Genomic DNA, 25,920 nt, shown 5'->3' with positions numbered 1-25,920 from the left:
GCACGATGACCCAAGCCGCCCAGATGTCTCCTGTCCCTGAGCCGGGACACATGCCGTCCGTCGAGCAGGCAAGCCGGCTTGGACTTGAGCAGGCATTTTCGCTGTTCAACCAGATGTCCAGCCAACTGACTGATTCCTACAGCCTGCTCGAAGCCCGGGTCACCGAGCTCAAGGGGGAGCTGGCCGTGGTCAGCGCCCAGCGCATGCAGGAGCTGGCGGAAAAGGAACGCCTGGCTAATCGTCTGCAAAATCTCCTCGACCTGTTGCCCGGTGGCGTTATCGTCATCGACGCCCACGGTCGTGTGCGCGAAGCCAACCCCGCGGCTTGCGAGTTGCTCGGCCTGCCGTTGGAAGGCGAGCTGTGGCGGCATGTCATCGCCCGCTGCTTTGCGCCCCGTGAAGACGACGGCCATGAAGTGTCCCTCAAGGACGGTCGGCGCCTGTCCATCTCGACGCGCTCGCTGGATGCCGAGCCGGGGCAGTTGGTGCTGCTCAATGATTTGACTGAAACCCGGCACCTGCAAGACCAGCTGGCTCGCCACGAGCGCCTGTCTTCCCTGGGGCGGATGGTAGCGTCGCTGGCCCATCAGATTCGCACGCCGCTTTCTGCCGCGCTGCTCTATGCCAGTCATTTGACTGAACAGCAATTGCCGATGGAAACCCAGCAACGCTTCGCCGGACGCTTGAAAGAGCGCCTGCATGAGCTGGAACACCAGGTGCGCGACATGCTGGTATTCGCTCGCGGCGAGCTGCCGTTGACCGACCGTGTGACCCCCAAGGTTTTATTGCAATCGTTGCAGGCAGCGGCGCTGACCCATGTACAGGATTTGCCGATCCGCTGGCAGTGCGACAGCCATGTCGGCGAAGTGTTGTGTAATCGCGACACCTTGGTGGGCGCGGTGTTGAACCTCATCGAAAACGCGATCCAGGCCAGCGGCGGCGACGTCCGGCTGAAAGTGCACTTATATACACGCGACAACACCTTGCGCCTGTGTGTCAGCGACAGCGGCAGCGGTATCGAACCGGCCGTGCTGGCACGCCTGGGCGAGCCATTTTTCACCACCAAGACCACTGGCACCGGCCTGGGCCTGACCGTGGTCAAGGCTGTGGCCCGTGCCCATCAGGGAGAATTGCAACTGCGCTCGCGGCTGGGCCGTGGCACCTGTGCGACGGTGTGCTTGCCGCTGTTTTCCAACGCGCCAGGGGTGGAGTGAAAGTAATGGCGATCAAGGTGTTGCTGGTTGAGGATGACCGGGCCCTGCGTGAGGCGCTGGCCGATACGCTGGTGCTGGCCGGGCACGACTACGCTGCCGTCGGTTCGGCGGAAGAAGCGCTGCTGGCGGTGGGCCGCGAAGCGTTCAGCCTGGTGGTCAGTGACGTCAATATGCCGGGCATGGACGGCCATCAATTGCTCGGCCTGTTACGTGCCCGTCAGCCGCAACTACCGGTTTTGCTGATGACCGCTCACGGCGCCGTCGAGCGCGCGGTGGATGCCATGCGCCAGGGCGCCTCGGATTATCTGGTCAAGCCGTTCGAGCCAAAAGCCCTGCTGGACCTGGTGGCGCGTCATGCCCTGGGCAGTCTTGCGGTCGAGGGCGAAGGCCCGGTGGCCATCGAACCGGCCAGTGCGCAACTGCTGGAATTGGCCGCGCGGGTGGCGCGCAGCGATTCAACCGTGTTGATTTCCGGCGAGTCCGGTACGGGCAAGGAAGTGCTGGCGCGCTACATCCATCAACAGTCCCGGCGCGCCAGCGAACCGTTCATCGCGATCAATTGCGCGGCAATTCCTGACAACATGCTCGAGGCGACACTGTTCGGTCACGAAAAGGGTTCGTTCACGGGGGCCATCGCGGCCCAGGCTGGCAAGTTCGAACAGGCCGACGGCGGCACGATCCTGCTCGATGAAATTTCCGAAATGCCGATGAGCCTGCAGGCCAAGCTGTTGCGGGTCTTGCAGGAGCGGGAAGTGGAGCGGGTCGGTGCGCGCAAGCCCATCAGCCTGGATATCCGCGTGGTGGCAACCACCAACCGCGACCTGGCCGGCGAAGTGGCGGCGGGGCGTTTTCGTGAAGACCTTTATTACCGCTTGTCGGTATGAGCGCACCGCCGATATCCTGCCGCTGGCCGAGCGTCTGCTGAGCAAGCACGTCAATAAAATGAAGCATGCGGCTGCGCGGTTTTCAGCGCAGGCTCAGGCCTGTCTGATTGCCTACCCGTGGCCGGGTAATGTCCGAGAGCTCGATAACGCCATCCAGCGGGCCTTGATCCTGCAACAGGGCGGCTTGATCCAGCCGGAGGATTTCTGCCTGGCCGGCCCGGTGGCCTGCGCGCCATTGCCTGCATTGTCGCCGGTGCCGGCAGCGGCCTTCGCGCCCGCGGTGGAAGTGGAGGGCGAGTCGGCCGGCGCGTTGGGCGACGACCTGCGTCGTCGCGAGTTCCAGATGATCATCGACACCCTGCGCGCCGAGCGCGGACGGCGCAAGGAGGCGGCCGAACGCCTGGGGATCAGCCCGCGCACCCTGCGCTACAAGTTGGCGCAGATGCGTGACGCCGGCATGGATGTCGAGGCCTATCTGTTCGCCAGTTGAATAATGTGCACCGACCGCCTTCGCGAGCAAGCCCGCTCCCACATGCATTTGTTTTTTGCGGCCATGGAGCTGGCACCCTTGTTGCTAATACCTGAATACCCGCTGAGTAAGTGTCAAAAAAATGCGGGCCGCCAGAGAGAGTAGACCATGAGCCAAGGTATTGAATTTAATCGGTTGATGTTGGACATGCGGGCCATGCAAATGGACGCCATGGCCCAGCCTAAATCGGTCGCGGTCCCCCAAGTGGGTGGCAGCAGCTTTTCCGACATGCTCGGTCAGGCCGTCAATAAAGTGAACGATACCCAGCAGGCATCGAACCAGTTGGCCAGTGCTTTCGAGATTGGCAAAAGTGGCGTCGACCTGACGGACGTAATGATCTCCTCGCAGAAAGCCAGTGTCTCGTTTCAGGCGTTGACCCAGGTTCGCAACAAACTGGTTCAAGCCTACCAAGACATCATGCAGATGCCGGTTTAAGGAAGTTATTGAGTCATGGCAGAAGCAGCCGTAGATAACGTTCCGGCCAAGGCCACTCCGGTAGACGGCAAACCGCCGCTGTTCGGTCTGTCCTTCCTGGAAAATCTCTCCGAGATGACCATGCTGCGTCAGGTAGGCCTGTTGGTCGGCCTGGCTGCCAGCGTGGCGATTGGTTTTGCCGTAGTGCTGTGGTCCCAGCAACCGGACTACCGGCCGCTGTATGGCAGCCTGGAGGGCATGGACGCCAAGCAAGTCATGGAAACCCTGGCTTCCGCCGATATTCCTTACACCGTCGAACCCAATTCCGGCGCGTTGCTGGTCAAGGCCGACGACGTTGCCCGTGCGCGCCTCAAGCTCGCAGCCGCTGGCGTGACGCCGACCGATGGCAACATCGGTTTCGAGATCCTCGACAAGGACCAGGGCCTGGGCACCAGCCAATTCATGGAAGCGACCCGTTATCGTCGCGGCCTGGAAGGTGAGCTGGCGCGGACCATTTCCAGCCTGAACAACGTCAAGGGCGCCCGTGTGCACCTGGCGATCCCGAAAAGCTCGGTGTTCGTGCGCGATGAGCGCAAGCCCAGTGCTTCGGTATTGGTCGAGCTGTATTCGGGCCGCTCCCTGGAGCCAGGTCAAGTGCTTGCCATCATCAACCTGGTGGCGACCAGCGTGCCTGAGCTGAGCAAATCGCAGATCACCGTGGTCGACCAGAAAGGCAACCTGCTGTCCGATCAGGCGGAAAACTCCGAACTGACCATGGCCGGCAAGCAATTCGATTACAGCCGTCGCATGGAAGGCATGCTGACCCAGCGAGTGCACAACATCCTGCAACCGATCCTGGGTAACGACCGCTACAAGGCCGAGGTGTCGGCCGATGTGGATTTCAGCGCCGTCGAGTCGACGTCCGAACAGTTCAATCCCGATCAGCCTGCGCTGCGCAGCGAGCAGTCGGTGACCGAGCAGCGTACCGCCAGCAATGGTCCCCAAGGTGTACCGGGAGCCCTGAGCAACCAGCCGCCGTCGCCGGCCAGCGCACCGCAAACCACCGGTGGCGCCACCGCAGCCGCCGGCATGGTGCAGCCAGGCCAGCCGCTGATCGATGCCAACGGCCAGCAGATCATGGACCCGGCCACCGGCCAGCCGATGCTGGCGCCGTACCCGGCCGACAAGCGTCAGCAGTCGACCAAGAACTTCGAGCTTGACCGTTCCATCAGCCACACCAAGCAGCAACAAGGTCGTTTGAATCGCCTGTCGGTCGCCGTAGTGGTGGACGATCAGGTCAAGGTCAACGCGGCCAACGGCGAAACCAGCCGTGCGCCATGGAGCGCCGACGAATTGGCGCGCTTCACTCGCCTGGTGCAGGACGCCGTCGGTTTCGACGCCAGCCGTGGCGACAGCGTCAGCGTGATCAACGTACCGTTCTCCCTGGAACGCGGTGAGGTGGTCGCCGATATTCCGTTTTATTCGCAACCCTGGTTCTGGGATGTGGTCAAGCAAGTATTGGGTGTGCTGTTTATCCTGGTACTGGTGTTTGGCGTGCTGCGCCCGGTGCTCAACAACATCACCGGTGGCGGCAAGAACAAGCAATTGGCAGCTTTCGGCGATGTCGAGCTGGGCGGCATGGGCGGCCTGGATGGCGAATTGGCCAACGATCGCGTCAGCCTCGGCGGGCCGCAGAGCATTCTGCTGCCAAGCCCGAGCGAAGGCTATGACGCTCAGTTGAACGCCATCAAGAGTCTGGTGGCAGAAGACCCGGGTCGTGTGGCCCAGGTCGTGAAAGAGTGGATTAACGCAGATGAGTGATAATCGAGCCGCTGTTGCCAAATTGTCTCGGGTCGACAAAGCCGCGATCCTGCTGCTGTCCCTGGGTTCGACCGACGCTGCCCAGGTGCTGCGTCACATGGGGCCCAAGGAGGTCCAGCGCGTGGGCGTGGCCATGGCACAAATGGGCAACGTGCACCGTGAGCAGGTCGAGCAGGTGATGAGTGAGTTCGTTGACATCGTCGGCGATCAGACCAGCCTGGGCGTCGGTTCCGATGACTACGTGCGCAAGATGCTCACCCAGGCACTGGGCGAGGACAAGGCCAATGGCCTGATCGACCGGATCCTGTTGGGCGGCAACACCAGCGGCCTGGACAGCCTCAAGTGGATGGAGCCGCGTGCGGTTGCCGACGTGATTCGTTACGAGCACCCGCAGATCCAGGCGATCGTGGTGGCTTACCTCGACCCGGACCAGGCCGGTGAAGTGCTGGGCAACTTCGACCACAAGGTGCGCCTGGACATCATCCTGCGGGTGTCTTCGCTCAACACCGTGCAGCCGGCGGCCCTGAAAGAATTGAACCAGATTCTCGAGAAGCAGTTCTCGGGCAACTCCAATGCTGCGCGCACCACCCTGGGCGGCATCAAGCGCGCGGCGGACATCATGAACTTCCTCGACAGTTCGATCGAAGGTCAGTTGATGGACTCGATCCGCGAGTTCGACGAAGACCTGTCCGGTCAGATCGAAGACCTCATGTTCGTGTTCAACAACCTGTCCGATGTCGACGATCGTGGCATCCAGGCGCTGTTGCGCGAAGTGTCGTCCGACGTGCTGGTACTGGCCCTCAAGGGCTCGGACGAAGGCGTCAAGGAAAAGATCTTCAAGAACATGTCCAAACGGGCGGCCGAACTGTTGCGCGACGATCTCGAGGCCAAGGGCCCGGTACGCGTCAGCGACGTGGAAACCGCACAGAAGGAAATCCTCACCATCGCCCGCCGCATGGCCGAAGCCGGGGAGATCGTTCTCGGTGGCAAGGGCGGCGAAGAGATGATCTAAGGTCGTTATGTCTGCCAAGAGTGATGAAGCACCCAGCGACCTGATCCGCGCCCGTGACGTCGGTGGTTTCGACGTCTGGTCGCTGCCCAGCTTCGACCCCCATGTTCCCGAGCCTGAGCCGGAACCGGTGGAAGAGCTGCCGGAGCCGGAGGAAGTGCCGCTGGAGGAAGTCCAGCCACTGACCCTCGAGGAAGTCGAGGGCATTCGCCAGGAAGCCTACAACGAAGGCTTTGCCGTGGGTGAAAAGGAAGGCTTCCACAGCACCACGCTCAAGGTCCGCCAGGAAGCCGATGTGGCGCTGACGGCCAAGCTTCGTGCGTTGGAATCGCTGATGCTCAACCTGTTCGACCCCATCGCCGAGCAGGACACCCAGATCGAGAAGTCCCTGGTGGGGCTGGTGCAACACATCGCCCGGCAAGTGATCCAGCGCGAACTGGCCATCGATTCGACTCAGATCGAACATGTCATGCGCGAAGCGCTCAAGTTGTTGCCATTGGGCGTGGGGAACGTGCGGCTGTACATCAATCCTCAGGACTTCGAGTTGGTCAAGGCCTTGCGCGAGCGCCATGAAGAAACCTGGCGCATCGTCGAGGACGCTGCGCTGCTGCCCGGCGGTTGCCGTGTGGAAACCGAACACAGCCGCATCGACGCTACCGTTGAAACCCGCATCAGCCAGATCATGGCCAAATTGTTCGACCAATTGCACGAACAGGCCCTGCACCCGGCTGCCGCCGACCTGAGCCTGGAGTTGCCGGACGAACCTCTGGTGGGGGCTGATACAGCGTCGGCCGATGCTGGGTTGGAGATGCCTGAACTGGACGCTTCTGCACTGGACAGCCGCGATGCGCCTTGAGCGAACCAGCTTCGCCAAGCGCCTGGGCAGCTACGCCGAGGCCAGCGAACTGGCCGGCCAACCGATCCTGGAAGGACGCCTGCTGCGCATGGTCGGCCTGACCCTCGAAGCCGAAGGTTTGCGTGCCGCCATGGGCAGCCGCTGCATGGTGATCAACGACGACAGCTACCACCCGGTGCAGGTCGAAGCCGAAGTCATGGGCTTCTCCGGCAGCAAGGTGTTCTTGATGCCGGTGGGCAGTGTCGCTGGCATCGCCCCGGGTGCGCGCGTGGTGCCCCTGGCCGACAACGGCCGCCTGCCCATGGGCATGAGCATGCTCGGGCGCGTGCTGGACGGGGCCGGACGAGCCCTGGACGGCAAGGGCGGCATGAAGGCTGAAGACTGGGTGCCGATGGACGGCCCGACGATCAACCCGCTCAAGCGCGACCCCATCAGCGTACCGCTGGACGTGGGCATCCGCTGCATCAACGGTTTATTGACGGTCGGTCGCGGCCAGCGCCTGGGCCTGTTTGCCGGTACCGGGGTGGGCAAGAGCGTGCTGCTGGGCATGATGACCCGCTTCACCGAAGCCGACATCATCGTGGTGGGGCTGATCGGCGAGCGGGGTCGTGAGGTGAAGGAGTTCATTGAGCACATCCTTGGCGAGGAGGGGCTCAAGCGTTCGGTGGTGGTGGCTTCGCCAGCGGACGATGCGCCATTGATGCGTTTGCGCGCGGCCATGTATTGCACGCGTATTGCCGAGTACTTCCGCGACAAGGGCAAGAACGTCCTGTTGCTGATGGATTCGCTGACCCGTTTCGCCCAGGCCCAGCGGGAAATCGCCCTGGCTATTGGCGAGCCGCCGGCCACCAAGGGTTATCCGCCTTCGGTCTTCGCCAAGCTGCCGAAACTGGTGGAGCGCGCCGGCAATGCGGAAAAGGGCGGCGGTTCGATCACTGCTTTCTATACCGTGCTGTCTGAAGGCGATGACCAGCAAGACCCCATCGCCGACTCGGCCCGGGGCGTACTCGACGGGCACATCGTGCTGTCCAGGCGCCTGGCCGAGGAAGGGCATTACCCGGCCATCGACATCGAGGCTTCCATCAGTCGGGTCATGCCGTCGGTGATCAGTGCCGAGCACATGAAGCGGGCCCAGCAGTTCAAGCAGTACTGGTCGCGCTACCAGCAAAGCCGCGACCTGATCAGCGTCGGCGCCTACGTCCCCGGCGGTGACCGCGAGACCGACACCGCTATCAGTCTTTACCCGGCCATGGCCGTTTACCTGCGCCAGAGCCTGAACGACAACATCGGCATGGGCGCCAGCGAAGCGCACTTGCAGAGTATTTTCACCCCGGTTGCCGGCGGGTAACCGGCCATGGCCACGAGTCGTGCGGCACGCCTGGCGCCAGTGGTGGACATGGCGGAAAAGGCCGAGAAGACCGCTGTCCAGCGTCTGGCGTATTTCCAGGGCCAGGTCAAAGTCGCCGAAAGCAAACTGGCTGACCTCGAGAACTTTCGACTCGAGTATCAGGAACAGTGGATCGCCCGTGGCGCCCACGGGGTTTCCGGGCAGTGGTTGTTGGGTTACCAAGGGTTTCTTGCGCAGTTGGGAACCGCTATCGACCAGCAGCGCCAGAGCCTGGTCTGGCACCAGAACAACCTGGAGAAGGCCCGCCAGAGCTGGCAAGAGGCGTTTGCCCGGGTCGAGGGGCTGCGCAAGCTGGTGCAGCGCTATATTGATGAGGCACGGCAACTGGAAGACAAGCGCGAACAGAAACTGCTCGATGAATTGTCCCAGCGCCTGCCGCGGCAGAACCCCTATTGATGCGAAACCAGGATTTTGTCGGTTGAATGAGGCAAACCCTTGCTCAGACCTTTACCAGATGCTACACCTTGTACACGTATGTCCATGACAAGGAAGCCGATCATGTCAGTCGTTACCGAAGTATCCCCCGATGGGCACAAGCTGACGATTTCGATCAAAGGTCGATTCGATTTCGGGCGGCATCAGGAGTTTCGTGAGTCCTATGAACGGCTCAATCAGAAACCTGACTCCATCGTGGTGGATTTGAAAGAAGCCACTTATCTCGACAGTTCCGCCTTGGGCATGCTCCTGCTGTTGCGCGATCATGCCGGTGGCGATCAGTCGGATATCCGGGTCGTCAACAGCAGCAATGACGTCAAGAAAATCCTCGCGATCTCCAATTTCGACAAGCTGTTCGATATCAGTTGATCGCCATGCAATCGTCGTCGGAGTCGCTGACGGTCCTGATTGCCGAAGACAGTGCCGCTGATCGACTGCTGTTGTCGACCATTGTCCGCCGTCAGGGGCATCACGTGCTCACTGCGGCCGATGGCGCCGAAGCGGTCGAGGTCTATCTGGAACAGCGTCCGCACCTGGTGCTGATGGATGCGATGATGCCAGTGATGGACGGCTTCGAAGCTGCGCAGAAAATCAAGCAGTTGGCCGGGGACCAGTTGGTCCCGATCATTTTCCTCACCTCATTGACTGAGAGTGAAGCCCTGGCCCGTTGCCTGGAAGCGGGCGGCGACGATTTCCTGGCCAAACCCTACAACCAAGTGATCCTGGCGGCCAAGATCAAGGCCATGGACCGCTTGCGTCGATTGCAGGCCACGGTGGTGGAGCAGCGCGACCAGATCGCCCGGCACCACGACTACCTGCTCAACGAGCAGCGGGTCGCCAAGGCCGTATTCGACAAGATCGCCCACTCCGGCTGCCTGAGCGCGCCGAACATCCGGTACTTGCAATCGCCTTATGCCTTGTTCAATGGCGACCTGCTGCTGGCGGCGTTCAACCCGGCCGGCGACATGCACATCCTGCTGGGGGATTTCACCGGCCACGGTTTGCCGGCGGCGGTCGGTGCGATGCCGCTGGCGGAAGTGTTCTACGGAATGACAGCCAAGGGCTACGGCCTGGCGCAGATCCTGCGAGAAATGAATGCCAAGCTCAAACGCATCCTGCCCGTGGACATGTTCTGTTGCGCAACGTTGTTATGCCTGAGCTTCCAGCGTTGCACGGTGGAAGTCTGGAACGGCGGCATGCCCGATGGGTACCTGCATGACAGCCTCAGCGGCGTGCGCACGCCGTTGCCGGCGCGGCACCTGCCGTTGGGCGTGCTTACACCTCAATTATTCGATGACCGCACCGAAGTGCATCCGATGTCGTTGGGGGACCGGGTGTTCCTGTTGTCTGACGGCGTAATCGAGACCAGTGACCGCGACGACCAGCCATTTGGCGTGGAACGGTTGCAGCAGGTATTTTCAGCCAACCGTGAACCTGACCGTCTTTTTGAGGATATCCAGCAGGCCCTGCAGGATTTTCGCGGTGAGGCCCGTGACGATTTCAGCATGGTCGAGGTGCGACTGGTCGCACCGACGCAACTCAATCCGCCACCACCGGTCTATTCCGATAGTGGCCAGTCCAGCCCGCTGGATTGGTCGGTGAGCTTCGAGTTCCGGGCGCAGACGCTCAAGCGCTTCAATCCGATGCCCTACCTGCTGCAATTGCTGCTTGAGGTCCATGGGCTCAGGGCGCAGAGTGGCGCCCTTTACAGCGTCATGTCGGAGCTGTATTCCAATGCCCTGGATCATGGGGTGCTCGGGCTCGACTCGAGTCTCAAGCGTGACGCGGCGGGTTTCGCCCGCTACTACCGGGAGCGCAATACGCGCCTGGATGAACTGAGCGACGGTTACGTGCGGGTGCACTTGCATGTCTCGCCAGATGGCGAGGGTGGTCGCCTCGCCATAGAGGTCGAAGACAGTGGCGAGGGGTTTGATGTCACCAGGGTGCTGGCGCGGCCCGTGGACTGTGATCGGTTGTCGGGGCGCGGCGTGAGCCTGGTACGCCAGTTGAGCCAGCGGGCCAGTTGGTCAGACGATGGTCGTAGTGCGCGCGTGGAGTTTTTCTGGGAGGCTCCGGCATAATCGGGGCTACTCTTGATCAGGGAGCGAACAAGTGAACGAGATTCATCTGGACCGCGACGTGCTCAGCACGTTGAAAGAAGTCATGGAGGAGGGGTATCCGGAGTTGCTGGATACGTTTCTCAACGACTCCGAGGCTCGCCTGCGCGTGCTGCATGAGGCCCGGGACGCGGAAAAACTGAGCGCCACGGCCCACAGCTTCAAGGGTAGCAGCAGCAACATGGGCGCTATCCGCCTGGCCGAGCTGTGCGGCGAACTGGAACAGCGTGCCAAGCAGCCGTCATTGGGCGGTATCGAGAAGCTGGTCAACGAAATCGACAGCGAATTTGCTTATGTTCGCAAGCTTTGCAGGGAAGAGCGCGAGGGCTTTCACTGCTGAGATTTGACGGTCGGGCAGACGTTGGCCCGTGCCTTGCATTGCCTAGTCTCGACTGTACCTATGATTCCAGTGCAGCGGAGACCTTTTTATGCCCGTTACCCCTAATACACTGCTTCAGGCCTCTGTCCAGGCCAAGCCTAAGGCCGCCGTCAATTCACCGGCAGCGGCCCCGGATCTCGGGGATAGAGCCTCCAGCTTCGCTCAAGTCTTCGCCAAGCAGGCGCCGGCCAAAACGTCGGCAGCCCCTGAGCCAACGGTGAAAGCGGCGCGCGACAAGGCTGCCGACAACACCGTCAAAAAAGACACCGGCAACGAAACTCCTGCCGCCCCGGAGCCGACGGTTGCCGATAGCGGCAAACCCTTGCCCGCGGACAAACCGGCCAGCGCCGACGACCAGGCTGCCAGCGCCGACGATGCCGACTCGGCGCAAGCACCAGTAGCGGATGCTGCACCTGTCGATCCGAGCCTTGATCCAGGGCTGCTTCCAGACACGACGGTGCCGCTCGCGTCAGCCGCAGTGGAGCCTGCACCTGTGGTGGTTACGGCTGAGGCCCAGATGAGCACGGCAGTTGCAGCGCCGGTTGTCCCTCCGGCCACACCGCTCCCGGCTGCGGTCCCGGTGGACGATCCTGCCTTTGACCCTGAAGCCGACCCGCTCGACGCATTGCCCGCCTTGCGTTTGGCGATGGAGCAGGGTGGTCATGTTTCCGCCGCCAGCCAGGCCCAGCCCAAGAACGCTGCCCCGGCGTCGCTCGACGGTGAGCCGACTTCGGCGCAGACCTTTGCCGCCGGTATGGCAAGCATGCTTAGCGTGCAAGCCGATCAGAACAGTACCGAGTCCGGCAGCCAGGGCGGCGACAAGGCCTTTGGTGGCTTGATCAGCGAAGGCCTCAAGGACTTGGGCGGCGCTTCCAGTGACACGCGGGTGGACGATTTCGCCAACCGCTTGGCCGCCCTGACCCAAGCCGCAACGCCCAAAACCGCCAACGCGGTGCCGGTCAACCAGCCTATCGCGATGAATCAGAGCGGTTGGACCGAAGAAGTGGTCAACCGGGTGATGTACCTGTCCAGCGTCAATCTCAAGGCGGCCGACATCCAGTTGCAGCCTGCCGAACTCGGGCGCCTGGATATCCGGGTGAACATGGTTCCGGATCAGCAGACCCAGGTCACGTTCATGAGCGCCCACTCCGGCGTTCGCGAAGCCCTCGAAGGCCAGATGCATCGCCTGCGGGACAGTTTTGCCCAGCAGGGCATGGGGCAGGTCGACGTCAGCGTATCTGATCAATCCCGTGGTTCGCAGAACCAGGAGCAGCAGGCCCAACAGCAGGCCCGGGCCGGGCGTACGACATCCTCCGGTGGGTCGATGGATGCCGCGGATGAAGCTGTTCCGGCGAGCATCGCTGAAGTGGCCGCCAGCACGACCAGCGTCATTGGCACCAGCGCGGTCGACTTCTACGCCTGATCCAACGACGTTTTCCCCTGTGGGAGCGGGCTTGCTCGCGAAGGCGGTGTGTCAGTTAACAACTATGTCGACTGACACAACGCCTTCGCGAGCAAGCCCGCTCCCACACTGGTTTATGGGGGATTGGAGATCGCATCTGCCCGTCATCCTGAGTACCGACACTTCTGGCATAACACTTGCTCCAGCCTTGCCGTGCATCAGTGAAAACCCCGATTAGTGACGGATTATTGGCATGGCGAAGAGTGAAGCAGCAGCTGTAAAAGACCCTGCAACCAAAGGCAAACTCAAGCTGATCATCATGATCGTGGTGGGTTTGCTCCTGGCGGTCGGTGTGTCCGTGGGGGCGACCTGGTATTTCATGCACAGCGCCCAAAGCAAGCCGGCGGTGGTAGCCGACGCCGCGCCAGTGGGCAAGCAGCCGGCGATTTTCGAACCGATGGCGCCAGCCTTCGTGGCCAACTACACCCAGAACGGTCGTCAACGCTACATGCAGGTGAGCATTACCCTGCTGGGTCGCAACCAGGCTGACCTGGAGGCGCTGCGGGTGCATATGCCGCTGATCCGCAACAATCTGGTGATGCTGTTTTCCGGACAGAGTTTCGACACCCTGGCCACTCCGGTCGGCCAGGAAATGTTGCGTCAGAAAGCCACGGCCAGCGTGCAGGAAGTCGCTCAGAAAGAGCTTGGCAAAGTGGTGATCGAACAGTTGCTCTTCACTAACTTCGTATTGCAGTAGGAACACGACATGGCCGTGCAGGACCTGCTGTCCCAGGACGAAATCGATGCGCTGTTGCATGGTGTCGACGATGGCCTGGTGCAGACCGAAAACGCTGCTGAACCGGGCAGCGTCAAAAGCTACGACCTGACCAGCCAGGATCGCATCGTTCGCGGACGCATGCCGACCCTGGAAATGATCAACGAGCGTTTCGCCCGCTACACCCGTATCAGCATGTTCAACATGCTGCGCCGTTCGGCCGACGTGGCCGTCGGTGGCGTGCAGGTGATGAAGTTCGGTGAGTACGTGCACTCGCTGTACGTGCCCACCAGCCTCAACCTGGTGAAGATCAAGCCGTTGCGTGGCACCGCGTTGTTCATCCTTGACGCCAAATTGGTGTTCAAGCTGGTGGATAACTTCTTCGGTGGCGACGGTCGTCACGCCAAGATCGAAGGTCGTGAATTCACCCCGACCGAGCTGCGGGTCGTGCGGATGGTGCTGGAGCAGGCCTTCGTCGACTTGAAGGAGGCCTGGCAGGCGATCATGGAAGTGAACTTCGAGTACATCAACTCGGAAGTGAACCCGGCCATGGCCAACATCGTCGGCCCGAGCGAGGCCATTGTGGTCTCGACCTTCCACATCGAACTCGATGGCGGTGGCGGCGATCTGCACGTGACCATGCCGTACTCGATGATCGAGCCGGTGCGTGAAATGCTCGACGCCGGTTTCCAGTCGGACCTCGACGATCAGGACGAGCGCTGGATCAACGCTTTGCGCCAGGACGTGCTGGATGTCGACGTGCCGGTCGGCGCTACAGTCGCTCGGCGCCAACTGCGTCTGCGGGACATCCTGCACATGCAGCCGGGGGACATCATCCCCGTCGAGATGCCGGAAGAGATGATCATGCGCGCCAATGGCGTGCCGGCCTTCAAGGTCAAGATGGGCTCTCACAAAGGCAACCTGGCGTTGCAGGTGATCGAGCCGATCGAACGCCGCTGAGCGGTGTCGAATTTTTAAGTTTGCGTTTTTAACTGATTTTTTGCCCGCCGAGGACAAATGATGGCTGACGATATGAATACCCAGGATGACCAGGCGCTGGCCGATGAATGGGCTGCGGCCCTGGAAGAAACCGGCGATGCCGGGCAAGCAGACATCGATGCCTTGCTGGCGGCCGACACTGGCGCCCATGCGTCCAGCCGCTTGCAAATGGAAGAATTTGGCAGCGTGCCGAAGAGTCATGAGCCGGTGACGCTCGATGGCCCGAACCTGGATGTGATCCTCGATATCCCGGTGTCGATCTCCATGGAAGTGGGCAGCACCGACATCAACATCCGCAACCTGCTGCAGCTCAACCAGGGTTCGGTGATCGAGCTGGACCGCCTGGCCGGCGAGCCGCTCGACGTGCTGGTCAACGGCACCTTGATCGCCCATGGCGAAGTGGTGGTGGTCAACGAGAAGTTCGGCATTCGCCTGACGGACGTGATCAGCCCGAGCGAACGCATCAAGAAGCTGCGCTGAGTGAAAGGTTTCTTCGCTGCAGTCGCGATGCTGCCATTGAGCGTGCTGGCGGCCGAACCGGTTGCCACGGCCGCCGCTGCGCCGGCGGTGGGCAGTGGTGTCGCCGGGCAGTTGGCGCAACTGGTGCTCGGCTTGCTGCTGGTGCTGGGCTTGATCTTCTTTCTCGCCTGGCTGTTGCGGCGCGTGCAACAGGCGGGGCCGAGCGGCAAGGGGCAGGTCATCGACATCGTCGGTTCCCGCGCGCTCGGGCCGCGCGACCGGCTGGTGCTGGTGCAGGTCGGCAACGAGCAGATCCTGCTGGGCCTGAGCCCGGGCACCATCACCGCCTTGCACGTCCTCAAGGAGCCGGTGCAGGTACCCTCCACCGAACCGGCCAGCCCCGAATTTGCCCAGCGCCTCATGGAGCTGCTGGGGAAAGACCAGAAGGATAAAAAGTAATGCCGTTGCGCATTCTGTTGGCATTGGCCCTGATGCTGGCCGCACCGTTGGCGTTCGCCGCCGACCCGCTGTCGATCTCGGCGATCACCCTGGGGACTAATGCCGAAGGGGCCCAGGAGTACTCGGTCAGCCTGCAGATCCTGCTGATCATGACCGCGCTGAGTTTCATTCCGGCGTTCGTCATGCTGATGACCAGCTTTACCCGGATCATCATTGTCTTTTCGATCCTGCGCCAGGCCCTGGGCCTGCAACAGACCCCCTCGAACCAGATCCTCACCGGCATGGCGCTGTTCTTGACCATGTTCATCATGGCACCGGTGTTCGACCGGGTGAACCAGGATGCGCTGCAGCCCTACCTGGCGGAAAAACTCAGCGCCCAGGACGCCGTGGCCAAGGCCCAAGTGCCGATCAAGGACTTCATGCTGGCCCAGACTCGCAGCAGTGATCTGGAGCTGTTCATGCGCCTGTCCAAGCGCACCGATATCCCCAGTGCTGACCAGGCACCGCTGACCATCCTGGTGCCGGCGTTCGTGACGTCCGAGCTGAAAACCGCGTTCCAGATCGGCTTCATGATTTTCATTCCGTTCCTGATCATTGACCTGGTGGTCGCCAGCGTGTTGATGGCCATGGGCATGATGATGCTCTCGCCGCTGATCATTTCCCTGCCGTTCAAGATCATGCTGTTTGTGCTGGTGGATGGCTGGGCGCTGATCATCGGGACCCTGGCGGGCAGTTTCGGCGGTGTTTAGGCCTTTTGTGCGGGGAGGGCGATATGACGCCTGAAGTAGCGGTAGACCTGTTCCGTGAAGCGCTCTGGCTGACGACCATAATGGTTGCCATCCTGGTGATCCCCAGCCTGCTGGTGGGGTTGCTGGTGGCGATGTTCCAGGCCGCGACCCAGATCAACGAACAGACCTTGAGCTTCCTGCCGCGCCTGCTGGTGATGCTGGTGACGTTGATCGTCGCCGGCCCCTGGATGGTACAAACCTTCATGGAATACATCCTGCAGTTGTACGGCAGTATTCCGCAGTTGATCGGCTGACCTCATGTCGATGCTCGAGCTGACGGACACCCAGATCAGTTCCTGGGTGGCATCGTTCATCCTGCCGATGTTTCGCGTCGCCGCGGTGCTCATGAGCATGCCAGTGTTCGGTACGAGCCTGGTGCCGACCCGCGTGCGGCTGTATTTCGCCTTGGCCATCACGGTGGTCATTGCGCCTGGGTTGCCACCGATGCCGCCGGTCAATGCCTTGGATCTCAGCGGCCTGATGTTGATTGCCGAGCAGATCCTCATTGGTGCCTTGATGGGGTTTTCGCTGCAGCTGTTCTTCCAGGCTTTCGTGGTGGCCGGGCAAATCATCTCGATCCAGATGGGTATGGCCTTCGCGTCCATGATCGACCCTACCAACGGCGTCAACACAGCAGTGATCGGTCAGTTCCTGACGATGCTGGTGACTCTGTTGTTTCTCGCCATGAACGGGCATCTGGTGGTGTTCGAGGTCTTGACCGAGAGCTTTACCACCATGCCGGTGGGCAGTGCGTTGCTGGTCAATCATTTCTGGGACATCGCCGGCAAGCTCGGCTGGGTCCTGGGCGCGGCGATGGTGTTGGTATTGCCGGCGATCACCGCGTTGCTGGTGGTCAACATCGCGTTTGGCGTGATGACCCGGGCGGCGCCGCAATTGAATATTTTCTCCATTGGCTTCCCGCTGACCCTCGTGCTGGGCATGGTGATTTTCTGGGTCAGCCTGGGGGATATCCTCAACCAGTATCAGCCGCTGGCCACCCAGGCCTTGCAGCTTTTACGCGACATGGCACAGGCACGCTGAACCATGGCCGAGAGCGAGAGTGGTCAGGACAAGACAGAAGACCCCACGGAAAAGCGCCTGCGCGAGTCCCGGGAAAAGGGTGAGATTGCCCGATCCAAGGAGCTCAACACGCTGGCGGTGATGCTGGCCGGGGCGGGCGGGTTGCTGATCTATGGTGGCGGTTTGGCCCTGGACCTGCTGGATATCATGCGCCTGAACTTCTCCCTGCCTCGTGAGGTGCTGCTCAGTCCGGGCGCGATGGGTCAGTATTTGCTGCACTCAGGCAAAATCGCGATTCTGGCGGTACAGCCGGTGCTGATATTCCTCCTGCTGGCAGCCATCATTGGTCCTATTTCTTTGGGTGGCTGGTTGTTCGCCGGGAAGAGCCTGGCGCCGAAATTCAGCCGGATGAACCCGGCCAGCGGCCTCAAGCGGATGTTTTCCACAACAGCCTTGATGGAGCTGCTCAAGGCTCTTGGAAAATTCTTCCTGATTCTTTTCGTCGCGTTGACGGTTTTACAAGCCGACATCGACGACCTGCTGCGCATCGCTCACGAGCCGCTTGAACAGGCGATCATCCATAGTGTGCAGTTGGTGGGCTGGAGTACGTTGTGGATGGCCTGCGGCCTGATCCTGATCGCTGCCATCGATGTGCCGATCCAGCTCTATCAGAGCAAGCAGAAGTTGATGATGACCAAGCAGGAAATACGCGACGAGCACAAGGACCAGGAGGGCAAGCCGGAGGTCAAGCAGCGGATCCGTCAGTTGCAGCGCGAGGTCTCCCAGCGGCGGATGATGGCGGCGATCCCCGACGCCGATGTGGTCATCACCAACCCGACTCACTACGCCGTAGCCCTCAAGTACGACCCCGAAAAAGGCAACGCTCCGGTGTTGCTGGCCAAGGGCAGTGACTTCCTGGCGCTCAAGATCCGTGAGATCGCCGTGGCCAATGAGGTGATGCTGCTCGAATCCCCGGCGCTGGCGCGGTCGATTTACTACTCCACCGAACTCGACCAGGAAATCCCTGGCGGCCTGTACCTGGCCGTGGCCCAGGTGCTGGCCTACGTCTACCAGATCCGCCAGCACCGCGCCGGCAAGGGCAAGCGCCCCGAACCGCTAAAAGACCTGCCGATCCCGCCGGATTTGCGCCGCGATTCCTGAGCCGAGTTGACCACAATCTTCTGTGGGAGCGGGCTTGCTCGCGAATGCGTCAGGTCAGTCGGCTGCGATGTTGGATGATCCACCGCATTCGCGAGCAAGCCCGCTCCCACAGGTTCGGTGTCTTGACTGACATTCAAAGTAATTTCGCAAGGTCAGCGTCAACCAAACAATGTGGTAGAGACCACACAGGGAGAAAACATGGCTGTTGATATTTTCATCAAGATTGGCGACATCAAGGGCGAGTCCATGGACAAGGCCCACAAGGACGAGATCGATGTCCTGAACTGGAGCTGGGGCATGTCCCAGTCCGGCAACATGCACGTGGGCAGCGGCGGTGGTGCGGGCAAGGTCAACGTCCAGGACCTGTCCCTGACCAAGTACGTCGACAAGGCGTCGCCGAACCTGATGATGCACTGCGCCAGCGGCAAGCACATCGACAAGGTCAAGCTGACCGTGCGCAAGGCCGGCGGTGAAAGCCAGGTCGAGTACATGATCATCAACCTGGAAGAAGTGCTGGTTACGTCCCTGAGCACCGGCGGCTCGGGCGGCGATGATCGCCTGACCGAAAACGTCACCCTGAACTTCGCCAAGGTGCTGGTGGACTACCAGCCACAGAAAGCCGACGGCACCAAGGAAGGCGGTCCGGTCAAGTTCGGCTGGAACATCCGTCAGAACATCAAGGTGTAATCGAACACGCCCCCGGTGCCACGCGCCGGGGGTGTTTGGTGCTTGCTCGCAACCAATCCTTTCCCTTCCGGTGTCTGAGCCATGGCCAAGCCTTCGTTTATCAATTTGTGGAAAGCCTATTCCGATTTGCTGGTGACCTATCCCGACGCGAAACCTTGCGACGGTCATTGGGCAAACCAATGCGCGATTCGCATGAGCATCACGCTCAATACCGAGCTGACCGTCAAAGTCAACAAGTCCACCTACACCGAACCCAAGTGCGCCCATGGGCATGCACGAGGGGCCGAGTCATTGGCAAATTGGCTGTGGAAACATCATCTGGGTCGCCCGTTGATCCTCGGTGGAACTGCCGCGGACCGACGCAAGCTGCAAGACAAGACTGGCCTGATTTTTTTCAAGGATTGTTTCCAGCAAGTGGGAGAGGCCTCGGAAGGTCGCACCGGCGATCATATCGACCTCTGGAACCGTGGCCTAACCCTCGGGTATGACGATCCGGGCTATCGATCCCGAGCGATCTGGTTCTGGGAACTCGTATGATCAAGACTCACTGCGCGATATGGGTAGGCTGCCTGTTGACCAGCCTGACCGCCTGTGCCCAACAGCAATCCCCGTCGACAACGGCCTCCGTAGCGGTGGAACAGGTCGTCTCGATGGGCGGGCAAACGTTGAGGCTGGAAAACGACCAGGCGCGCTGCGTGTTGCGCAAGCCCGACCAGACCCTGATGCCACTCGACTTGGCTTGGCCCTGCCAGTTCACGGTCGATCGACAAGGCAAACCCCACGTCGAGACCTTCGGTAGGGTGCCTATTGTCATCGTTGTCCACGTATCTGCTGGCCCCCATAACAATCAGGAATGTCGCTCCGAGTACCGCGCCGTGCGCCAGATCAATGGGCAGCTCGAACCCTCGGTTATCGCGCGCAACGCCAGTTGCATGCGCGGCACAGGTGACCAGAAGAATTACACAGGCCTTTTCACGTGGTAACCGAAATCGCCACCCGTGATCGCCTCCAACCCTCCCTATTGGACCGGTTGACCGACGACGATCCGACCAACCCGAAGGAAAGCGCCGACAAGCGCGTGCTCTCCTTGACCCAATTAAAAGCCTCGGTGCTGCGTGACCTGGCGTGGCTGCTCAACACCACGTCATTGCTCAGCGCCGATGCCACGCTGCATACCCCGGCAGGCACGTCGGTGGTGAATTTCGGCCTGCCGGCACTGGCCGGCAACAGCGCGTCGAACGTCGATGTCTCGGCCCTGGAAACCTTGATCCACCAGGCCATTGCCACCTTCGAACCGCGGATCCTGCGGCACAGCTTGCGAGTGCGGGCCCGGGCGACGGCCGAGATGAACCACAACGCGCTGAGCTTCGAGATCGAAGGCGATCTCTGGGCCCAGCCAGTGCCGCTGCGCCTGATGCTGCAAACCGACCTGGACCTGGAAACCGGTCATGTGCGCGTGGTCAACGCCGACCAGCGGAGACGCTCATGAACCCCCGCCTGCTGGAGCTGTACAACCAAGAACTGCACCACGTGCGCGAAAGCGCCGCGGAGTTCGCCAAGGAATACCCGAAGATCGCCAGTCGGCTGACGTTGTCCGGCATGGACTGCGCCGACCCGTATGTCGAGCGCCTGCTGGAGGGCTTCGCCTACCTGACGGCGCGGGTGCAGCTCAAGCTCGACGCCGAGTACCCGACCTTCACCCACAACCTGCTGGAAATCGCCTACCCGCATTACCTGGCGCCAACGCCGTCGATGACCGTGGTGCAATTGCAGGCCGACCCGGACGAAGGCTCGCTGAGCAGCGGTTTCCCGCTGCCGCGCGATACCGTCCTGCGTGCCGCCCTGGGGCGTGAAACCCAGACCTGCTGCGAGTACCGCACCGCCCACGCGGTGACGTTGTGGCCGTTGCAGGTCAGCCAGGCCGAGTACTTCGGCAACCCGTCCGCCGTGCTCGGGCGTCTGGCCGCCAGCGAACCGAAAGCCAAGGCCGGCCTGCGCCTGACCCTGCGCACCGGCGCCGAACTGCCGTTCAACAGCCTGGCCCTGGACAACCTGCCGCTGTACTTGAGCGGTGCCGACGAACAGCCCTTCCGTCTCTACGAACAACTGCTGAGCAACGCCTGCGCGGTGTTCGCCCGCAAGCCCGGCGGCGACTGGGTGGAGCGGCTGCCACAGGATGCGTTGCGCTCGCGCGGCTTCGACGATGCCGACGCCGCGCTGCCGGTGGTGCCGCGAGCCTTCCAGGGCTATCGCCTGTTGCAGGAATACTTCGCCCTGCCCCACCGTTTCCTGTTCGTCGACTTCACCCAGCTTAGCCGCGCGGTCAAGCGTTGCGACGGCCAGGAACTGGAGCTGATCGTGCTGTTCGACCGTCACGATCCGAGCCTGGAAGGCAGCGTCGGCGCTTCGCAGTTCCTGCCGTTCTGCACCCCGGCCATCAACCTGTTCCCCAAGCGCCTGGATCGCATTCACTTGTCGGATCGGGTCAACGAACACCACGTGATCGCCGACCGTACCCGGCCGATGGATTTCGAAGTGCATTCGCTGAACGGCCTCACCGGCCACGGCACCGGGCCGGAGCAGCCGTTCCTGCCGTTCTACGCGGTGCGCGATCCGTCTCGCTACGGCCGCGACCAGGCCTACTACACGGTACGGCGCGAACCGCGCGTGCTGTCCAGCGACCAGCGGCGCAACGGCCCGCGCTCGACCTACATCGGCAGCGAAACCTTCGTCAGCCTGGTGGACAGCCAGCAAGCACCGTACCGTCACGACCTGCGCCAACTCGGTGTGACTGCGCTGTGCACCAACCGCGACCTGCCGCTGTTCATGAGCGTGGGCAACGGCAAGACCGACTTCACCCTCGCCGACAGTGCGCCGGTGGGCGCGGTGCGCTGCGTGGCAGGTCCGAGTCGCCCACGGGCCAGCCATGCCCACGACGCCAAGGCCTGGCGACTGATCAGCCAGTTGTCGCTGAACTACTTGTCGTTGAGCGAACAAGGCCAAGGCGCGGCCGCCCTGCGTGAACTGCTGCGCCTGTACGGCGACAGCAACGACGCGGCGCTGCAATTGCAGATCGAAGGCCTGCGCGAAGTCAGCAGCAAAGCCTGCACCCGGCGCTTGCCGATGCCCGGCCCGATCGTATTTGGTCGAGGCCTGGAAATCACCCTGGAATTCGATGAAAACGCGTTTCGCGGCACCGGGGTGTTCCTGCTCGGCGCGGTGTTCGAACGCTTCCTGGCACGCTACGTGTCGATCAACAGTTTTACCGAGACGGTGATCCGTACCACCGAACGCGGCGAGATCATGCGATGGAAAGCCAAGCCCGGACGTCGTCCGACCCTGTGAGTACCCTGGAGGCGATGCACCAGGAACCCTGGGAATACGATTTCTTCCAGGCGTTGCGGCGTATCGAGTGCGAATCCCCCGAGCTGCCGCGCCTGGGCCATTCCCTGCGCCTGGCCGACGACCCGCTGCGCCTCGGGCAACGGGCCGACTGCACCTTCGCCCCGGCCACCCTCGCCTCGGTGCAACCGGGCAGCGACGGTGCGCCGGCACGCCTGGAGCAATTTTTCTTCGGCCTCGGCGGCCCCAACGGCCCGATGCCGCTGCACATCACCGAATACGTGCGCGAACGCCAGCGCAACAACGCCGACAGCACCAGCAAGCGCTTCCTCGATGTGTTTCACCATCGCCTGCTCAGCCTGTTTTATCGGGCCTGGGCCGAAGCGCGGCCGACGGTCAGCCACGACCGCCCGGACGATGACTATTGGTCGGCGCGCCTGGCGGCACTCAGCGGTCGGGGCATGCCGAGCCTGCTCAACCAGGGGCTGATCCCCGACACGGCGAAGCTGCACTACAGCGGCCACCTGGCGGCGCAAACCCGCTACCCGGACGGTTTGAAGGCGATTCTCGGCGAGTACTTCGGCCTGCCGGTGGAGATCGAAGAATACGTCGGCCAATGGCTGGAATTGCCCGAACGCAGCCGAATCGGTGTCAACGCCCAACTGGGCGTGGACTTCTGCCTGGGCCGCTTCGTGTGGGATCGCCAGCACAAATTCCGCATTCGCCTGGGGCCACTCAAGCTCGTTGACTACATGGGCATGCTGCCCGGCAGCCAACCGTTCAACGAGCTGGTGGCCTGGGTCGCCGAATACCTGGGCCATGAACTGGACTGGGACCTGAACCTGGTCCTGGAACAGCCCGAAGTCCCGGCACTGCAACTCAATGGGCGTTTCCGCCTGGGTTTCAACACCTGGCTGGGCCGCCCCGAAACAGATGCCAACGATTTAATACTGGCCCGGCATTACGCCGAACAGGCCAACACCTCACAGACCTCAAGGAGCCATGAGCATGGGTGAAATCAGTCGCGCCGCGTTGTTCGGCAAACTCAACAGCGTGGCCTACAAAGCCATCGAAGCCGCCACCGTGTTCTGCAAGTTGCGCGGTAACCCTTATGTGGAACTGGCCCACTGGTTTCACCAGTTGCTGCAACTGCAGGACTCGGACCTGCACCGCATCATCCGCCAGTTCAACATCGAGCCGGCACGCCTGGCCCGTGACCTGACCGAAGCCCTGGACCGCCTGCCACGGGGTTCGACGTCCATCACCGACCTGTCGTCCCACGTCGAAGAAGCCGTGGAACGCGGCTGGGTCTACGGCAGCCTGATGTTCGGCGAAAGCCAGGTGCGCACCGGTTACCTGGTGCTGGGCATCCTCAAGACGCCGAGCCTGCGCCACGCGCTGCTGGGCCTGTCGTCGGAGTTCGACAAGGTCAAGGTCGAAGCCCTGAGCGAGCGCTTTGACGAATACGTCGGCGACTCGCCGGAAAACGCCCTGACCGCCAGCGACGGCTTCAATGCCGGCGCGGTGCCGGGCGAAGCCAGCGGCGCCATGGCCCCAGCCGCCATGGGCAAGCAGGAAGCCCTCAAGCGCTTTACCGTCGACCTCACCGAGCAGGCCCGCAGCGGCAAGCTCGACCCGATCGTCGGCCGTGACGAAGAGATCCGCCAACTGGTGGACATCCTCATGCGCCGCCGGCAGAACAACCCGATCCTTACCGGTGAAGCCGGCGTGGGCAAGACCGCCGTGGTCGAAGGCTTTGCCCTGCGCATCGTCGCCGGCGACGTACCACCGGCCCTCAAGGACGTGGAACTGCGCAGCCTCGACGTGGGCCTGTTGCAGGCCGGCGCGAGCATGAAAGGTGAATTCGAACAGCGCCTGCGCCAGGTCATCGAAGACGTCCAGGCCTCGCCCAAGCCGATCATCCTGTTCATCGACGAAGCCCACACCCTGGTGGGTGCCGGTGGCGCCGCCGGCACGGGCGACGCGGCCAACCTGCTCAAACCGGCACTGGCCCGTGGCACCTTGCGCACCGTGGCCGCCACGACTTGGGCCGAGTACAAGAAGCACATCGAAAAAGACCCGGCCCTGACCCGCCGTTTCCAAGTGGTGCAAGTGGCCGAGCCGTCGGAAGACAAGGCCTTGCTGATGATGCGCGGCGTGGCCTCGACCATGGAAAAACACCACCAGGTGCAGATCCTCGACGAAGCCCTGGAAGCCTCGGTCAAGCTGTCCCACCGCTACATTCCCGCACGCCAGCTGCCGGACAAATCCGTGAGCCTGCTGGACACCGCTTGCGCCCGCGTCGCCATCAGCCTGCACGCCGTACCGGCCGAAGTGGACGACAGCCGTCGGCGCATCGAAGCGCTGGAAACCGAGCTGCAAATCATCGCCCGTGAACACGCGATTGGCGTGGTCATCGGCACTCGCCAGACCCACAGCGAAAGCCTGCTGAGCGCCGAGCGTGAACGCCTGGCCGAGCTGGAAGGCCGCTGGGCCGAAGAGAAAACCCTGGTGGACGAACTGCTCGCCACCCGTGCCACCTTGCGCGAACGCGTTGGCGTGGTGGACAGCGAAGACAACAGCGAAGCTTCTGACAACGAAAGCCACCAACTGCGCGAGAAACTGGTGGACCTGCAACAGCGCCTGACCGCCCTGCAAGGCGAAACCCCGCTGATCCTGCCGACCGTGGATTACCAGGCCGTGGCCTCGGTGGTCGCCGACTGGACCGGTATCCCGGTGGGCCGCATGGCCCGCAACGAACTGGAAACCGTGCTCAACCTCGACCAGCACCTGAAGAAACGCATCATCGGCCAGGACCATGCCCTGCAGATGATCGCCAAGCGCATCCAGACCTCCCGCGCCGGCCTCGACAACCCGAGCAAGCCGATTGGTGTGTTCATGCTTGCCGGCACTTCCGGCGTGGGCAAGACCGAAACCGCCCTGGCCCTGGCCGAAGCCATGTACGGCGGCGAGCAGAACGTCATCACCATCAACATGAGCGAGTTCCAGGAAGCCCACACCGTGTCGACCCTCAAGGGCGCGCCACCGGGCTACATCGGTTATGGCGAAGGCGGCGTGCTGACCGAAGCCGTGCGGCGCAAACCGTACAGCGTGGTGTTGCTGGATGAGGTCGAGAAGGCGCACCCGGACGTGCATGAAATCTTCTTCCAGGTGTTCGACAAAGGCGTGATGGAAGACGGCGAAGGCCGGGTGATCGACTTCAAGAACACCTTGATCCTGCTGACCACCAACGCCGGCACCGAGTTGATTGCCCAGGTCTGCAAAGACCCGCAGAACGTGCCCGAGCCGGAAGAAATCGCCAAGGCCCTGCGCCAGCCGCTGCTGGAGATTTTCCCGCCGGCCTTGCTGGGTCGCCTGGTGACGATCCCGTACTACCCGCTCAGCGACGAGATGCTCAAGGCCATCACCCGCCTGCAACTCAACCGCATCAAGAAGCGCGTGGAGAGCACCCACAAAGTGGCCTTCGACTACGACGACGCGGTGATCGATTTGATCGTTTCGCGTTGCACCGAAACTGAAAGCGGCGGGCGCATGATCGACACCATCCTGACCAACAGCCTGCTGCCGGACATGAGCCGCGAGTTCCTGACCCGCATGCTCGAAGGCAAGGCTTTGGCCGGGGTGCGGATCAGCGCCGTGGACAACGAATTGCAGTACGATTTCAGCGACGCGGCCTGACTGTTAGGAACACCTCTATCCCCTGTGGGAGCGGGCTTGCTCGCGAATGCAATCTGTCAGCGA

General features: G+C 62.1%; 26 protein-coding genes and 1 pseudogene. All 27 read left to right on the top strand.

Translation table 11 applies throughout. The features are described 5' to 3' along the window. Positions 1 to 5 precede the first annotated feature (5 nt). The 27 genes and pseudogenes from CFII68_RS05580 to tssH all read left to right on the top strand — a co-directional run bounded on the left by CFII68_RS05580 (position 6) and on the right by tssH (position 25,857). A complete protein-coding gene (locus tag CFII68_RS05580) occupies positions 6 to 1,214 on the top strand; it encodes a PAS domain-containing sensor histidine kinase (RefSeq protein ID WP_024617496.1) in 1,209 nt (402 codons plus the stop codon). Between the two features lie 5 nt (positions 1,215 to 1,219). Beyond that, positions 1,220 to 2,588: pseudogene (locus CFII68_RS0126180) on the top strand (sigma-54-dependent transcriptional regulator). A 147-nt stretch (positions 2,589 to 2,735) separates the two neighbouring features. After that, positions 2,736 to 3,062, top strand: coding sequence for a flagellar hook-basal body complex protein FliE (gene fliE, locus CFII68_RS05585; protein WP_003199082.1), 327 nt, complete (start codon positions 2,736 to 2,738; stop codon positions 3,060 to 3,062). Positions 3,063 to 3,077: 15 nt separating this feature from the next. Beyond that, positions 3,078 to 4,862 carry a flagellar basal-body MS-ring/collar protein FliF gene (gene fliF / locus CFII68_RS05590; RefSeq protein ID WP_018611789.1) on the top strand — a complete coding sequence of 595 codons (1,785 nt, stop codon included), beginning with the start codon at positions 3,078 to 3,080 and terminating at the stop codon, positions 4,860 to 4,862. Then, positions 4,855 to 5,874, top strand: coding sequence for a flagellar motor switch protein FliG (fliG, locus tag CFII68_RS05595; RefSeq protein ID WP_018611787.1), 1,020 nt, complete (start codon positions 4,855 to 4,857; stop codon positions 5,872 to 5,874). The genes fliF and fliG overlap by 8 nt, the downstream gene beginning before the upstream one ends. A gap of 7 nt (positions 5,875 to 5,881) precedes the next feature. Continuing rightward, on the top strand, positions 5,882 to 6,727 hold the full coding sequence (fliH, locus tag CFII68_RS05600; RefSeq protein ID WP_018611785.1) for a flagellar assembly protein FliH: 846 nt from the start codon (positions 5,882 to 5,884) through the stop codon (positions 6,725 to 6,727). Beyond that, complete coding sequence (gene fliI, locus CFII68_RS05605) at positions 6,717 to 8,075, top strand: flagellar protein export ATPase FliI (protein WP_018611783.1); 1,359 nt, start codon at positions 6,717 to 6,719, stop codon at positions 8,073 to 8,075. Before fliH ends, fliI begins: the two co-directional genes overlap by 11 nt. Positions 8,076 to 8,081: 6 nt before the next feature. Then, positions 8,082 to 8,531 (top strand): flagellar export protein FliJ, encoded by a 450-nt coding sequence (fliJ, locus tag CFII68_RS05610; protein ID WP_003199091.1) that lies wholly within the window; start codon positions 8,082 to 8,084, stop codon positions 8,529 to 8,531. Positions 8,532 to 8,633: 102 nt separating this feature from the next. Then, positions 8,634 to 8,939, top strand: coding sequence for an STAS domain-containing protein (locus tag CFII68_RS05615; protein WP_014337164.1), 306 nt, complete (start codon positions 8,634 to 8,636; stop codon positions 8,937 to 8,939). Between the two features lie 5 nt (positions 8,940 to 8,944). Continuing rightward, complete coding sequence (locus tag CFII68_RS05620; RefSeq protein ID WP_018611780.1) at positions 8,945 to 10,651, top strand: fused response regulator/phosphatase; 1,707 nt, start codon at positions 8,945 to 8,947, stop codon at positions 10,649 to 10,651. A 31-nt stretch (positions 10,652 to 10,682) separates the two neighbouring features. Next, positions 10,683 to 11,027, top strand: coding sequence for an Hpt domain-containing protein (locus CFII68_RS05625; RefSeq protein ID WP_018611778.1), 345 nt, complete (start codon positions 10,683 to 10,685; stop codon positions 11,025 to 11,027). Between the two features lie 88 nt (positions 11,028 to 11,115). Next, positions 11,116 to 12,489 carry a flagellar hook-length control protein FliK gene (locus tag CFII68_RS05630; protein ID WP_033062841.1) on the top strand — a complete coding sequence of 458 codons (1,374 nt, stop codon included), beginning with the start codon at positions 11,116 to 11,118 and terminating at the stop codon, positions 12,487 to 12,489. Positions 12,490 to 12,721: 232 nt separating this feature from the next. Then, positions 12,722 to 13,225, top strand: a complete 504-nt coding sequence (gene fliL, locus CFII68_RS05635; RefSeq protein ID WP_018611775.1) for a flagellar basal body-associated protein FliL — start codon at positions 12,722 to 12,724, stop codon at positions 13,223 to 13,225. Positions 13,226 to 13,234: 9 nt separating this feature from the next. Continuing rightward, the gene (gene fliM / locus CFII68_RS05640) at positions 13,235 to 14,203 is read left to right on the top strand and encodes a flagellar motor switch protein FliM (protein ID WP_018611773.1); all 969 of its coding nucleotides are present in this window, start codon (positions 13,235 to 13,237) and stop codon (positions 14,201 to 14,203) included. A 60-nt stretch (positions 14,204 to 14,263) separates the two neighbouring features. Beyond that, complete coding sequence (gene fliN, locus CFII68_RS05645; protein WP_003199107.1) at positions 14,264 to 14,722, top strand: flagellar motor switch protein FliN; 459 nt, start codon at positions 14,264 to 14,266, stop codon at positions 14,720 to 14,722. Further along, entirely contained in the window at positions 14,723 to 15,160 is a 438-nt protein-coding gene (gene fliO / locus CFII68_RS05650; protein ID WP_018611769.1) for a flagellar biosynthetic protein FliO, read from the top strand. After that, entirely contained in the window at positions 15,160 to 15,909 is a 750-nt protein-coding gene (gene fliP / locus CFII68_RS05655; protein WP_018611767.1) for a flagellar type III secretion system pore protein FliP, read from the top strand. Before fliO ends, fliP begins: the two co-directional genes overlap by 1 nt. Positions 15,910 to 15,932: 23 nt before the next feature. After that, the gene (gene fliQ / locus CFII68_RS05660; RefSeq protein ID WP_018611765.1) at positions 15,933 to 16,202 is read left to right on the top strand and encodes a flagellar biosynthesis protein FliQ; all 270 of its coding nucleotides are present in this window, start codon (positions 15,933 to 15,935) and stop codon (positions 16,200 to 16,202) included. A gap of 10 nt (positions 16,203 to 16,212) precedes the next feature. Then, a complete protein-coding gene (gene fliR / locus CFII68_RS05665; RefSeq protein ID WP_018611759.1) occupies positions 16,213 to 16,989 on the top strand; it encodes a flagellar biosynthetic protein FliR in 777 nt (258 codons plus the stop codon). Positions 16,990 to 16,992: 3 nt separating this feature from the next. Then, complete coding sequence (gene flhB, locus CFII68_RS05670; RefSeq protein ID WP_018611758.1) at positions 16,993 to 18,129, top strand: flagellar biosynthesis protein FlhB; 1,137 nt, start codon at positions 16,993 to 16,995, stop codon at positions 18,127 to 18,129. Between the two features lie 198 nt (positions 18,130 to 18,327). Then, a complete protein-coding gene (locus CFII68_RS05675) occupies positions 18,328 to 18,816 on the top strand; it encodes a type VI secretion system tube protein Hcp (RefSeq protein WP_018611756.1) in 489 nt (162 codons plus the stop codon). A gap of 81 nt (positions 18,817 to 18,897) precedes the next feature. Further along, positions 18,898 to 19,353, top strand: a complete 456-nt coding sequence (locus CFII68_RS05680; protein ID WP_018611753.1) for a type VI secretion system amidase effector protein Tae4 — start codon at positions 18,898 to 18,900, stop codon at positions 19,351 to 19,353. Then, on the top strand, positions 19,350 to 19,799 hold the full coding sequence (locus CFII68_RS05685) for a hypothetical protein (protein ID WP_018611750.1): 450 nt from the start codon (positions 19,350 to 19,352) through the stop codon (positions 19,797 to 19,799). The genes CFII68_RS05680 and CFII68_RS05685 overlap by 4 nt, the downstream gene beginning before the upstream one ends. After that, positions 19,793 to 20,305 (top strand): type VI secretion system baseplate subunit TssE, encoded by a 513-nt coding sequence (gene tssE, locus CFII68_RS05690; RefSeq protein WP_018611748.1) that lies wholly within the window; start codon positions 19,793 to 19,795, stop codon positions 20,303 to 20,305. The genes CFII68_RS05685 and tssE overlap by 7 nt, the downstream gene beginning before the upstream one ends. Beyond that, entirely contained in the window at positions 20,302 to 22,161 is a 1,860-nt protein-coding gene (gene tssF, locus CFII68_RS05695) for a type VI secretion system baseplate subunit TssF (RefSeq protein ID WP_018611745.1), read from the top strand. The genes tssE and tssF overlap by 4 nt, the downstream gene beginning before the upstream one ends. Beyond that, entirely contained in the window at positions 22,125 to 23,174 is a 1,050-nt protein-coding gene (tssG, locus tag CFII68_RS05700; RefSeq protein WP_018611744.1) for a type VI secretion system baseplate subunit TssG, read from the top strand. The genes tssF and tssG overlap by 37 nt, the downstream gene beginning before the upstream one ends. Next, positions 23,167 to 25,857 (top strand): type VI secretion system ATPase TssH, encoded by a 2,691-nt coding sequence (tssH, locus tag CFII68_RS05705; protein WP_018611742.1) that lies wholly within the window; start codon positions 23,167 to 23,169, stop codon positions 25,855 to 25,857. The genes tssG and tssH overlap by 8 nt, the downstream gene beginning before the upstream one ends. Positions 25,858 to 25,920: the final 63 nt, after the last annotated feature.

Origin of the sequence: Pseudomonas sp. CFII68 (assembly GCF_000416195.1) — a bacterium.
Classification (GTDB): Bacteria; Pseudomonadota; Gammaproteobacteria; order Pseudomonadales; family Pseudomonadaceae; genus Aquipseudomonas; species Aquipseudomonas kilonensis.
This window is presented reverse-complemented; position numbering and strand designations above follow the sequence as displayed.

Excerpts from the sequence above, each read along its gene's own strand:
- fliI (WP_018611783.1), top strand. The coding sequence starts at position 6,717 with ATGCGCCTTGAGCGAACCAGCTTCGCCAAGCGCCTGGGCAGCTACGCC.
- CFII68_RS05630 (WP_033062841.1), top strand. The coding sequence starts at position 11,116 with ATGCCCGTTACCCCTAATACACTGCTTCAGGCCTCTGTCCAGGCCAAG.
- CFII68_RS05620 (WP_018611780.1), top strand. The coding sequence starts at position 8,945 with ATGCAATCGTCGTCGGAGTCGCTGACGGTCCTGATTGCCGAAGACAGT.
- CFII68_RS05685 (WP_018611750.1), top strand. The coding sequence starts at position 19,350 with ATGATCAAGACTCACTGCGCGATATGGGTAGGCTGCCTGTTGACCAGC.
- fliJ (WP_003199091.1), top strand. The coding sequence starts at position 8,082 with ATGGCCACGAGTCGTGCGGCACGCCTGGCGCCAGTGGTGGACATGGCG.
- fliQ (WP_018611765.1), top strand. The coding sequence starts at position 15,933 with ATGACGCCTGAAGTAGCGGTAGACCTGTTCCGTGAAGCGCTCTGGCTG.
- fliE (WP_003199082.1), top strand. The coding sequence starts at position 2,736 with ATGAGCCAAGGTATTGAATTTAATCGGTTGATGTTGGACATGCGGGCC.
- CFII68_RS05615 (WP_014337164.1), top strand. The coding sequence starts at position 8,634 with ATGTCAGTCGTTACCGAAGTATCCCCCGATGGGCACAAGCTGACGATT.
- fliR (WP_018611759.1), top strand. The coding sequence starts at position 16,213 with ATGCTCGAGCTGACGGACACCCAGATCAGTTCCTGGGTGGCATCGTTC.
- tssH (WP_018611742.1), top strand. The coding sequence starts at position 23,167 with ATGGGTGAAATCAGTCGCGCCGCGTTGTTCGGCAAACTCAACAGCGTG.
- fliN (WP_003199107.1), top strand. The coding sequence starts at position 14,264 with ATGGCTGACGATATGAATACCCAGGATGACCAGGCGCTGGCCGATGAA.
- fliF (WP_018611789.1), top strand. The coding sequence starts at position 3,078 with ATGGCAGAAGCAGCCGTAGATAACGTTCCGGCCAAGGCCACTCCGGTA.
- tssG (WP_018611744.1), top strand. The coding sequence starts at position 22,125 with ATGGAAAGCCAAGCCCGGACGTCGTCCGACCCTGTGAGTACCCTGGAG.
- fliH (WP_018611785.1), top strand. The coding sequence starts at position 5,882 with ATGTCTGCCAAGAGTGATGAAGCACCCAGCGACCTGATCCGCGCCCGT.
- CFII68_RS05680 (WP_018611753.1), top strand. The coding sequence starts at position 18,898 with ATGGCCAAGCCTTCGTTTATCAATTTGTGGAAAGCCTATTCCGATTTG.
- fliL (WP_018611775.1), top strand. The coding sequence starts at position 12,722 with ATGGCGAAGAGTGAAGCAGCAGCTGTAAAAGACCCTGCAACCAAAGGC.
- fliP (WP_018611767.1), top strand. The coding sequence starts at position 15,160 with ATGCCGTTGCGCATTCTGTTGGCATTGGCCCTGATGCTGGCCGCACCG.
- CFII68_RS05580 (WP_024617496.1), top strand. The coding sequence starts at position 6 with ATGACCCAAGCCGCCCAGATGTCTCCTGTCCCTGAGCCGGGACACATG.
- fliG (WP_018611787.1), top strand. The coding sequence starts at position 4,855 with ATGAGTGATAATCGAGCCGCTGTTGCCAAATTGTCTCGGGTCGACAAA.
- CFII68_RS05675 (WP_018611756.1), top strand. The coding sequence starts at position 18,328 with ATGGCTGTTGATATTTTCATCAAGATTGGCGACATCAAGGGCGAGTCC.
- fliM (WP_018611773.1), top strand. The coding sequence starts at position 13,235 with ATGGCCGTGCAGGACCTGCTGTCCCAGGACGAAATCGATGCGCTGTTG.
- flhB (WP_018611758.1), top strand. The coding sequence starts at position 16,993 with ATGGCCGAGAGCGAGAGTGGTCAGGACAAGACAGAAGACCCCACGGAA.
- tssF (WP_018611745.1), top strand. The coding sequence starts at position 20,302 with ATGAACCCCCGCCTGCTGGAGCTGTACAACCAAGAACTGCACCACGTG.